The following is a 258-nucleotide window of genomic DNA, read 5'->3' as shown; positions in this document are numbered from 1 at the left end:
GTATTATACAGCAAAGGCGGTTCAGGCTGGATATAAAATCGCTTATGTCGCAGATGCGGTAGTATGCCATTCGCATAACTATTCCCCGATTGAAGAATTTAAAAGATATTTTGATATTGGTGTTTTTCATACTGATGAATCTTGGATTAGAAATAGTTTTGGGGGGGCGGGAGGCGAAGGAGGTAAGTTTCTTTTGTCCGAACTCATGTTTTTAATCAAAAATGCACCCGCATGGATACCATTTGCATGCATAAATAA

At 38.8% G+C, this 258-nt stretch carries 1 pseudogene; it reads left to right on the top strand.

Annotation, left to right across the window (positions count from 1 at the left end):
- A pseudogene (locus RTW80_RS29875) lies at positions 1-258 on the top strand (rhamnosyltransferase); the annotation flags it as partial.

This window comes from Escherichia sp. AM3, assembly GCF_032029835.1.
Classification (GTDB): Bacteria; Pseudomonadota; Gammaproteobacteria; order Enterobacterales; family Enterobacteriaceae; genus Escherichia; species Escherichia coli.
The sequence above is the reverse complement of the archived record's forward strand: the minus strand, read 5'-3'. Positions and strand labels throughout refer to the sequence as shown.